6 protein-coding genes and 1 pseudogene are annotated in these 10,563 nt (G+C 54.2%); all 7 read right to left on the bottom strand.

The genetic code is table 11. From position 1 onward, the window contains the following. Positions 1–237: 237 nt before the first annotated feature. Entirely contained in the window at positions 238–525 is a 288-nt protein-coding gene (locus tag ABF287_RS13795) for a DUF1330 domain-containing protein (protein WP_347185580.1), read from the bottom strand. A 2-nt stretch (positions 526–527) separates the two neighbouring features. Further along, positions 528–3,173 carry an alanine--tRNA ligase gene (alaS, locus tag ABF287_RS13790; RefSeq protein ID WP_347185579.1) on the bottom strand — a complete coding sequence of 882 codons (2,646 nt, stop codon included), beginning with the start codon at positions 3,171–3,173 and terminating at the stop codon, positions 528–530. Positions 3,174–3,332: 159 nt separating this feature from the next. Continuing rightward, positions 3,333–4,412: a recombinase RecA gene (gene recA / locus ABF287_RS13785; protein WP_347185578.1), complete on the bottom strand. Its 1,080-nt coding sequence runs from the start codon at positions 4,410–4,412 to the stop codon at positions 3,333–3,335. A 288-nt stretch (positions 4,413–4,700) separates the two neighbouring features. Beyond that, positions 4,701–6,998, bottom strand: coding sequence for an ATP-binding protein (locus tag ABF287_RS13780; protein WP_347185577.1), 2,298 nt, complete (start codon positions 6,996–6,998; stop codon positions 4,701–4,703). A 148-nt stretch (positions 6,999–7,146) separates the two neighbouring features. Next, on the bottom strand, positions 7,147–8,361 hold the full coding sequence (locus ABF287_RS13775; protein ID WP_347185576.1) for an RsmB/NOP family class I SAM-dependent RNA methyltransferase: 1,215 nt from the start codon (positions 8,359–8,361) through the stop codon (positions 7,147–7,149). Between the two features lie 64 nt (positions 8,362–8,425). Continuing rightward, positions 8,426–9,877: an IMP dehydrogenase gene (gene guaB, locus ABF287_RS13770; protein WP_347185575.1), complete on the bottom strand. Its 1,452-nt coding sequence runs from the start codon at positions 9,875–9,877 to the stop codon at positions 8,426–8,428. 124 nt (positions 9,878–10,001) lie between these two features. Further along, positions 10,002–10,563, bottom strand: a pseudogene (locus ABF287_RS13765) (tellurium resistance protein); the annotation flags it as partial.

Here is a 10,563-nt window from a genome sequence, read left to right as displayed (position 1 = left end):
GCTCGCCATTTTTCATCACAACATAGCCGAGCGCAGGATCTCCGCCAAACTGCGTGAACCCCAAAGTTTCGTAAAACGCCTTGGACACTCCAAGATCTTTCACACTCAAACTGACGGAAAAGGTGCCCAAATTCATGGTTCGCTCCTACTGTTGGGTCATGTCCCAAGCAGAGTTTCACGAACTGGACGTATCGCAAAGGAAAAACGCGGGCACCACTGTGATGCCCGCGCCTACAATCATTCTGAGGTTTCAATCACCATCAACTCACGCTCAGACGCGCCGCGCGCAAAATCAAGCGCTTCTTGATATTCAGGTGAATGGTAACAGGCCACAGCCGTGTCCACGTCGGGGAATTTCGCCACAACATTGCGCGGGCGTTCACGGCCCTCAAGTTGGACAAAACGCGCTGCACGGGCGATGAATTCGCCACCGTGTTTGGCAATCGCAGGGCCTGCAAGGGCTGCGTATTTGCCATAAGCTTCCTCGTCCGTCACAGTGACATTGGCAATCCAAAGTGCGCCCATGTTTAGCCCTCCAAGACTTTTGTTGCGGCTGCAATCGCGTCATCCGCGCCAGAAATATCCTTGCCGCCGCCCTGCGCCATGGATGGGCGACCACCGCCGCCTTTGCCACCAAGTGGTGTCACAGCAGCTTTCAAAATGTCGACCGCAGACACGGTATCTGTCAAATCGTCGGTCACGCCCGTAGCGATAGCAACTTTGCCGTCATCATCAGAAATCAACAGTACAACGCCAGAGCCAAGGTTGTCTTTATGCGCATCAATGAGACCACGCAGGTCTTTGCCGCTCACACCAGACAAGACTTGCGCGATGAACTTAACGCCATTGATTTCAAAAGCTTCCGCAGCGCCTTCGCCAGACATCGCCAGTTCTTTTTTCAGATTGGCAACTTCTTGTTCCAAACGTTTGCGCTCTTCCGACAAGGATTTCACCTTGTCGATCACGCCACCAATCGGCGTTTTCAACAGGGCTGCGATTTGCACACCGCGATCTGCCTCGGCCGCCAAGTGGTCCAAAGCCGCCTGACCAGTCAAAGCCTCGATCCGGCGCACACCAGCGGAGGACGCTTGATCGCCAAGCACCACACAAGCCCCGATATCGCCCGTACGTTCAACATGAATACCGCCACAAAGCTCAAGCGAATAGGTTTTGCCATCAAGGCCCTTGCCAGTGTCAGCCATGCCCATGGACACTACGCGCACTTCGTCGCCGTATTTTTCACCAAACTGCGCCTGCGCACCGATGGCGCGCGCGTCGTCTGGCGTCATAATACGGGTTTCAACCGGCGTGTTTTGGCGAATGTACGTGTTCACATCCCCTTGGACTTTCGACAGTTCTTCAGCTGTCAGACCTTTGTTGTGCGAGAAATCGAAGCGCAAACGATCTGGCGCGTTCAAAGAGCCGCGCTGCGCCACGTGATCGCCCAAAGCAACCCGCAGGGCCTCGTGCAATAGGTGCGTGGCAGAGTGGTTGGCGCGGATCGTCGCGCGGCGGGTGCCGTCAACGACCAATTCAGACGCCTCACCCACTGTGATCGTGCCCGCTGTGACGGTCGCCATGTGAATGAACACACCCGCAACCTTTTTCGTGTCGGTGATATTGGCCACGCCATTTGACGTGCGGATCACACCAGTGTCGCCAACCTGACCACCGCTTTCGCCGTAGAATGGCGTTTGGTTGACAACGATGGACACCTCTTCGCCAGCTTTGGCCGCCGTCGTGATGTCAGACCCTGCAACAAGTGCCAAGACCTGACCTTCGGCCGTTTCCGTGTCGTAGCCCAAGAATTCAGTCACGCCATGTTCTTCGGCGATCTCGAACCAGATGGTCGCATCTGCTGTCGCACCTGAACCGGACCAAGCCGCGCGGGCTTTGGCCTTTTGTTCTGCCATAGCGGCATCAAAGCCATCGGTATCGACCTCAAGCCCCTTTTCACGCAGAGCGTCTTGGGTCAAATCGAGCGGGAAGCCGTAAGTGTCGTAGAGTTTGAACGCGGATTCACCAGGCAGTTTTGAACCCTCAGGCAAGCCGCCAAGCTCATCTTCCAGCAAACGCAAACCACGGTCGAGCGTTGTTTTAAAACGGGTTTCTTCCAGTTTCAGCGTCTCTTCGATCATCGCCTGACCTTGGCGCAGCTCTGGGTAGGCCTCGCCCATTTGGGTCACAAGTGCAGGCACCAATTGGTGCATCACTGGATCTTTTGCGCCCAAAAGATGCGCGTGACGCATGGCGCGGCGCATGATGCGACGCAGCACATAGCCGCGGCCCTCGTTGGACGGCATCACACCATCAGCGATCAAGAAAGAGGTTGAGCGCAAGTGATCCGCAATCACACGGTGATGGACGTTTTTGTCACCGAATGGATCAGAATTCGTGGCGTGGGCGGAGGCCTCGATCAAAGCCTTCATCATATCGGTGTCGTAGTTGTCGTGGCTGCCTTGCAGCAATGCAGAAATCCGCTCCAGCCCCATGCCTGTGTCGATGGACTGCATGTCCAGATCGATCATAGAGCCGTCAGCGAACTTTTCGTTCTGCATGAACACAAGGTTCCAAATCTCGATGAAACGATCGCCGTCTTCTTCAGGAGAACCGGGAGGGCCACCCCAGATGTGGTCGCCGTGATCATAGAAAATCTCGGTGCACGGACCACAAGGGCCAGTGTCGCCCATCTGCCAAAAGTTGTCAGACGTGGCGATGCGAATGATGCGATCTTCGGGCACGCCAAGTTTTTTCCAGATGCCGTAAGCTTCGTCATCGGTGTGATAGACAGTGACAGACAGCTTTTCTTTCGGGATTTGGTAAACATCAGTGATCAAGGTCCACGCATGGGCGATGGCTTGTTCTTTGAAGTAATCGCCAAAGGAAAAGTTGCCGAGCATCTCGAAAAACGTGTGGTGACGCGCAGTGTAGCCAACGTTGTCGAGGTCATTGTGCTTGCCGCCAGCGCGCACACATTTTTGCGCCGATGTCGCCCGCACGTAATCGCGTTTTTCCACGCCGGTGAAACAGTTCTTAAACTGCACCATCCCAGAGTTGGTAAACATCAAGGTTGGGTCATTGCGCGGCACCAAAGGGGAGCTGTCCACGACGGTGTGATCGTTTTTCTCAAAGTAGTTCAGAAAAGTGGAGCGAATTTCGTTGACGCTGGGCATATTGGGATCTTCCGGCAGGCTAGATTGCGGTTGTTCCCAAAGGGTTTACCCAAGCCATCGCGGGCTGTCCATGGCAAGCTGCACCGGACAGGCCAAATGCCAAAATAATAGGGCCGCAACACGGATGTCACGGCCCTTTTCAACCAATTTCAGCGAACTCTATTCGTCGTCAAGCACGTCAGATTTGTCATCCAGTTTGCCCGCGGCCACATCCATGTCGAAATCAAGGCCATGGGACGCACGGATCTTGTCTTCGATTTCGAGCGCCATATGCGGATTATCGCGCAGATACTTCTTAGCGTTCTCACGCCCCTGCCCGATGCGTTCGTCACCGTAGGAATACCACGAGCCGGACTTGTCAACGACGCCTCCTTTGACGCCCAGATCCAAAAGCTCACCCGTTTTCGAGATGCCTTGGCCGTACATGATGTCGAACTCAACAATTTTGAACGGTGGAGCCACTTTATTTTTAACCACTTTCACGCGGGTTTCATTGCCAACAATTTCATCACGATCTTTGATCGATCCAATGCGGCGAATATCCAAACGCACGGAAGAATAGAATTTCAAAGCGTTGCCGCCAGATGTGGTCTCAGGTGAACCAAACATCACGCCAATTTTCATTCGAATTTGGTTGATGAAAATCACTGTACAGCCTGATCGGTTGATGGAGCCCGTCAATTTACGCATCGCTTGTGACATCAAACGTGCTTGCACACCAACAGAGCTGTCGCCCATGTCACCTTCGAGTTCTGATTTTGGCGTCAAAGCTGCAACAGAGTCGACCACAACCATGGACACAGCACCAGAACGCACCAAAGTGTCCACGATTTCAAGACCTTGCTCACCAGTGTCCGGCTGAGAAATAAGAAGTTCATCTAGGTCGACACCAAGCTTTTTGGCGTAAATCGGATCGAGCGCGTGCTCGGCATCAACAAACGCACAAACGCCGCCTTTTTTCTGCTCTTCGGCAATACAATGCAGTGTGAGCGTCGTCTTACCGGAGCTTTCAGGACCGTAAATTTCAACGATACGCCCTTTTGGAATGCCACCAATCCCAAGCGCGATATCAAGCCCCAAGGAGCCAGTGGAGGTGGATTCAATTTCTTGGGCGGGATTGTCCGCACCCATTTTCATGATGGACCCTTTGCCAAACTGACGCTCGATTTGAGCCAGTGCGCTGTCGAGTGCTTTTTGCTTATCGTTGTCTTTTTTGGTCATTTTCACCGCCGTCGCCATTGTTCAATTCCTTATCACACACCCAAGAACTGGCGGCAACGATTGCCTGCACGTCGCTCAACGGGGGTTTCTATGTTCGCCTGTTGTTCTTGTCTATTTTTATGGGACCAAAAGGAGAACAAATCAATTCATTTTTCTTAAAATCCATAATTATTTGTAGTGGTTAATAAATGGTTTTTGATTGCTATGGCTGTGTCAGACTTTGCGTATTGAGGCAGAAAATCATCGCAATATATTGTTTTAAAATAACTTTAAGCCAAATCATATCTGCCAAGAATTGCACAACGCCTACTGCAATTGCTGTTGAACTGTCGCGGTCAACTCGGACAAGGAAAACGGTTTTGGCAAGAACACGGAGTTGGTAATGCGGGCTTGTTGCTCAGAAAAATGATCTTCCGCATAGCCTGAAACAAACACCACCTTCACGTCCGGACGCTGATCAAGGGCTTTCGAGACCCATGTTGGCCCATCCATGCCGGGCATAATCACGTCACTGACGAACAAATCCACATCAAGTTCTGGATCATCAAGCGTTTCCAAAGCTTCTTCGGCGCACTCCGCCTCGATCACGGTGTAGCCACGCATGCGTAAAGCCCGCGATGCAAAGGCGCGCACTGGCGCTTCGTCTTCGACCAGTAAAATGACGCCAGATCGACGGTCCGCTTGGTTTTCAATAGGGCTTGCGATGGCGACAGGTGCCTCAACAGGCGCGACTTGTGCTGTATGCGCGGGTAGATAGATCGAAAACGACGTGCCAGACCCGACCACAGAATCAACGAATATAAATCCACCCGTTTGTTTGATAATGCCGTAAGCCGTCGACAGGCCTAGCCCGGTGCCCTCGCCCGTGCGCTTGGTCGTGAAAAACGGCTCAAAGATCTTTTGCAACCGGTCTGGCGGAATGCCGACACCTTGGTCGGACACGTTCACCACCACGTATTCGCCAGCGGGCACAGTTGCGCGATCGCGCGCCATGGGGGCTGTCAGCAGTTCATTGCGGGTTTCAATCTTGATTTCGCCCCCCGCAGTCATGGCGTCCCGCGCATTCACCACAAGGTTCATCACAACTTGCTCGAGCTGGCGCTTGTCAACGCGAATGGGCAGCAAGTCCGCATCATGTGTCAGCGTGAGCGACACTTTTTCCCCAACAAGTCGGTTCAAAAGATGGGTCAAATCCGCAAGCGTATCGCGCATATCAATGACTTCAGGTTTGAGGGTCTGCTTGCGCGAAAAGGCTAAGAGCTGCCCCACCAAAGAAGCCGCACGGTTGGCATTTTGATGGATCTGCACAAGGTCACCATAATCTGTATCGCCGCGATCATGGCGCAGCAACAACAAGTCACAATGCCCTGAAATTGCAGTCAATAAGTTATTGAAATCATGGGCGACACCACCAGCAAGTTGTCCAATCGCTTGCATCTTTTGGCTTTGTACAAATTGTGCTTCCAAAGATTTAAGCTCAGTGGCGTCGGACAAAACGGCAATAAGTTCGAGCGCTTCTAACCCTTCAACCTTATTGAGCGAGACTTGCAAAAACGTATCGCTCGCGGACTTAGACGCCCGCACAAATTCCGGTTTTTGCACCCGCCCTTGCGCAACCTCTGAGACCCAATCGACAACAGATCGACCGAGACCTTCTACAACATCACCAAGATTCAAATCACTGGTGCTCTCCACCGACAGAATGTCACGCGCAGGTCGGTTTGACTGGGTGATCGTTCCATCAAGAGACACCCGCAGCAAAGCCACGGGCAAAGCATCAAAAGCGTCCCAATCATTCACATCAGGGGACTTTTCGGGCAGGAAATAGATCTCTCTTTGGCCAGAAGCCGCATCAAACATGGCCACGCGGGCGTGAATACTGCCCGACACGCCCGCCAACATGTGCAGATCCCCGTGGCGCAAAGGCAGATCAGTGACGATCCGGTCCAATTGGGTCGCGTTATGCCCGACAATGCGCCGCAAAGCATCATTCATCACGTCGACAGTGCCGGTTTTGGACAGGGTTAACATTGGCAGAGCGATGTCACGCGCCGCAGGTCTATGCATGCGTCCAACAGTGTTTTCAAGGCGCCATAAAAACCCTTCTCCATCAAGCAGGTGTACTGACAACCGCAGGTGACCGTTGCGTGTCGCCACATCCTCATGCGCCGCCCCGATGGCCATCGCGCGCGATTGCAGACGTGAAAGCGTGGCACTGGGAGATGCAAAAAGCGTTTCAAGCGCCGTAAGCAACGGCTGCCCGCCGCGCCCACCGAACTGCTCAATCGCGGCTGCGTTTTCATATCCGACGACACCGTCTGCATCGGTTGTGAAACACGGGGCAGCGTCATAGGCCATGAATTTGGACATGGATTTATGTGTCCGCCTGCGTGCCTTTGCGGCATGCCACGCAGTCAATCCAACGACAACAGCTGCCCAAAGCAGCACGAACCCAACCAAGAAAGACGGTAGCGCAACCTTGGACTGCGGGATCGCAACGGCCACGGCACACAGGCCAAGACCGCCCACCCCAATCGCAAAGGCATTGGGTGACAGCAATTGTGTAAGTTTTGTAAATTTATACGTCTGAAATACTGCGCCCATAATCAAGCCCCCTTGGCGTGCAACGCACGCCAGACATGTTGGCCCCTACCATGCGCGCAAATTGGTTAACGGCACTTTAAGGAGTGTTTCAAACACGGTAGCGGAAAAGATGCTTTCGGTAAAGTTGCGCGCAAAACAATTGGTATCGTTAAGGTTGTACTTGCGCTTTTTTGGTCATAACAGCCACATAAAACCCATCGCCACCCTCAAGCGGCGTGATAAGACGGTCATGAGTCAGCTCAAACTCAGGATGGCGCGCCAAGAATGCGCTGACTTGCAGGCTGTTTTCGACCTCAAACAACGAACAGGTCGCATAGGCCAAAGCGCCACCAACGGCCACGCGCGGCGCAACATCGTCAAGGATGCGCGCTTGCAATGCGGTCAGATCCTCCAAACGGGTGTCTTGCAACATCCATTTGGCCTGCGGTGCACGGGCCCACGAGCCGGACCCCGAACATGGCGCATCGCACAAAATGAGATCATAATCCGTCGCAAGTTCACTCAGGCGCGCGGTGGTGATCGACGCGCCCGCCCGTGATGCGCGCGGTGCGATATCTTGCATTCGTGCTGCATCGATATCATGTGCGGTCATGTCCACATCTGCTTGGGCTGCCATGGCCAAAGCCTTGCCGCCGCCACCTGCGCAATAGTCCAAAACCTTCATGCCGTCTTTCAGGTCCAGCGCATCAATAATCGCTTGAGAACCAGCGTCTTGCAGCTCAACCAAGCCTGTCAAATAGGCCTGAGAGCGGGCAACCGCACGCGCGCCTTGGGTGACTTTCAAAGCAGTCTCAGACAAAGGGTGCAGTTCCGTTTCAATCGAATCCGCTAAAAGCGCATCTTGTGCCTCGGCGATTGACGCTTTGGCCAGATTCACCCGCAAAAACACCGGCGCACGGCTGCGCGCTGTTTCCAAAACGGCATCTGTGTCACCGCCCAAGGCTGCCTCATACAAAGGCAAAATCCAATCAGGGCAATCCAGACGCACGGCACGTGGGGCATCCGCAAGATCTGGCAAATCCGTTTCTTCATCCGTCAAAGCCGCTGGTGCAAACCGCGCATCCCCAAACACAGTGTCTAGGTCCGTGCCCGCATCACGCAGCATACCAATCAACAATTGACGCCCAGTTGGCGCTGCGCCGGTGTCGTCATCTGTGGAGCGCCCGCCTGCGCCGCCCAGCCATGAAAAGGACCGCAAGCACCGCAGCGCGTCGAACACATGATCGCGAATGGCTGCGCGATCTTTCGACCCCGCATAGCGATTGCCGCGCGCCCATGAGGTCAAAACGCGCTCAGCGCTTTCGCCCGCCATCACAGCATCAAGAATGTCGATTGCAGCAGAAATACGAGCAACAGGGGTCATGCGGAATATCCATTCAATGAGAGCGGCAGAAATGAAAACGGGGGCCGAAGCCCCCGCGTGTTTGTTAACCGATGCGGTAGTTCGGGCTTTCGCGCGTTATCTGCACATCGTGGACGTGGCTTTCTTTGAGCCCTGCCCCCGTGATTTTCACGAAGTTGCAGTTCGTGCGCATCTCCGCCACGGTCGCACAGCCGGTGTAGCCCATGGCCGCACGCAAACCGCCAACAAGTTGGTGGATCACCGCACCCGCGCCGCCTTTGTAGGCCACTTGGCCCTCGATACCTTCTGGCACCAATTTGTCAGAGGCTGCGTCTTTTTGGAAATACCGATCCGCAGAGCCGCGTGCCATAGCGCCCAGAGAGCCCATGCCACGGTAGGCTTTGAAAGAACGACCTTGGTACAAGATCACTTCGCCGGGGCTCTCATCTGTGCCCGCGATCATTGATCCAACCATGGCCACAGAAGCGCCAGCCGCGATGGCTTTGGCGAAATCGCCAGAGAACTTGATGCCGCCATCCGCAATCACAGGAATGTCCCCTGCCGCTTTGGCGCAATCCATAATGGCGGTCAGCTGTGGAACACCAACACCAGCGACCATACGCGTGGTACAGATGGAACCAGGTCCAATGCCCACTTTGACAGCATCCGCGCCAGCACCGATAAGGGCTTTCGTCGCCTCACCTGTGGCCACGTTGCCTGCGATGATTTGAACCTTGTCGCCAAAGGCATTCTTCGCGCGCGCCACGGCGTCGATCACGCCTTGGGAATGACCGTGGGCTGTGTCGATAACGATCATGTCGACGCCCGCATCGACCAAAGCTTCCGAACGTTCAAAGCCGCTGTCGCCCACGGATGTCGCCGCAGCCACACGCAAACGACCAAGGTCATCTTTGCAGGCGGATGGGTTCAACACAGCGGTCTCGGTGTCTTTGAGGGTCAAAAGACCTGTCAGTTTGCCGTCATTGTCGGTGACCAACAGTTTTTCGATCCGACGCGCTTTCATCAAGGAAATCGCCTCATCGCGGTCCGCAGGTTCGTGCAAGATCGCGAGGTCTTTGGTGGTCATCACTTGTGACACGGGCATGTCAGGCGATGTGGCAAAGCGCATATCGCGGTTGGTGACGATGCCCACAACGCGGCCAGAGCCGTCAACAACTGGGAAACCGGTGAAATTATAACGATCACAAAGCTCTTGCGCGTCTGCGATGGTTTGATCAGCTGTCAAAGTGATCGGGTTGTACACGATCCCGCTTTCGAAACGTTTGACGCGGCGGACCTCTTCGGCCTGTTCCAGCACGTTGAGGTTTTTGTGAATAACCCCCATGCCGCCCATCTGTGCGATGGCAATCGCCATGCGGGCTTCAGTCACTGTGTCCATAGCGGAGGACAAAAGCGGTATATTCAATTTAATCGATTTGGTCACATAGGTCGATGTGTCGGCCGTTGTCGGCATAACGCTGGACGCTGCTGGTACAAGCAAAACATCATCGAAAGTGAGGGCCTCACGAATCTCCATCGGTCTCTCCACGGGTGATACGGTTTGGCACGTTTATCTGTCATGGAATGAAAGGATTGCAAAGTGGAAATTGCGGCCTTTAGGATCAAAGCCGCAATATTTACCTCAAATTTATGTGTGCAACCTAAACAGTAGAGGCATTGGTCAGTTTCGACAATGTGCCCTTCATCCACAGCTGCATCACTTTGTATGCGATATAGCCCACCGCCAACGTGGCAAAAACCAATTCCAAGCCACCCACGATTTGAAACGGCAGAGGGTGCACGCTGGCCACGGCCAACATCAAATTGGCAAAGGCAGCAAGCGGAAAGGTAAAGCCGCCCCACATAGGTGAAAAGCCACTTTGGGTGAGATACCGCGCGCCGAAAATGGCGACGACAAAGACCGTGATGCCCAGCCAGCCAAACGCCAAAGCAACACTGTCATAGCCCAACAAAACCGACACGATGCCAAACAAAGACACAGGCGCCAAATGGATGGCCAGTAAAGGCCGCAAAGGCGCAGGCACGCCCGCGCGCATGAATTGCAACGCTGAAATCAGCCAAATCGCGGCAGCAATCGGCAAGGTGGTGGCATAGATCAGCGCACTCAGTTCAACCCAGCCCAAAGGCACAGCCGCCACAGGCGCGATGATGAAACCAACAAAGCTTAGATGCCACACAGGGGTGACGCGGCGCTGCTCAGCT

It is taken from the genome of Pacificibacter sp. (assembly GCF_039769035.1).
Taxonomy (GTDB): domain Bacteria; phylum Pseudomonadota; class Alphaproteobacteria; order Rhodobacterales; family Rhodobacteraceae; genus Celeribacter.
This window is presented reverse-complemented; position numbering and strand designations above follow the sequence as displayed.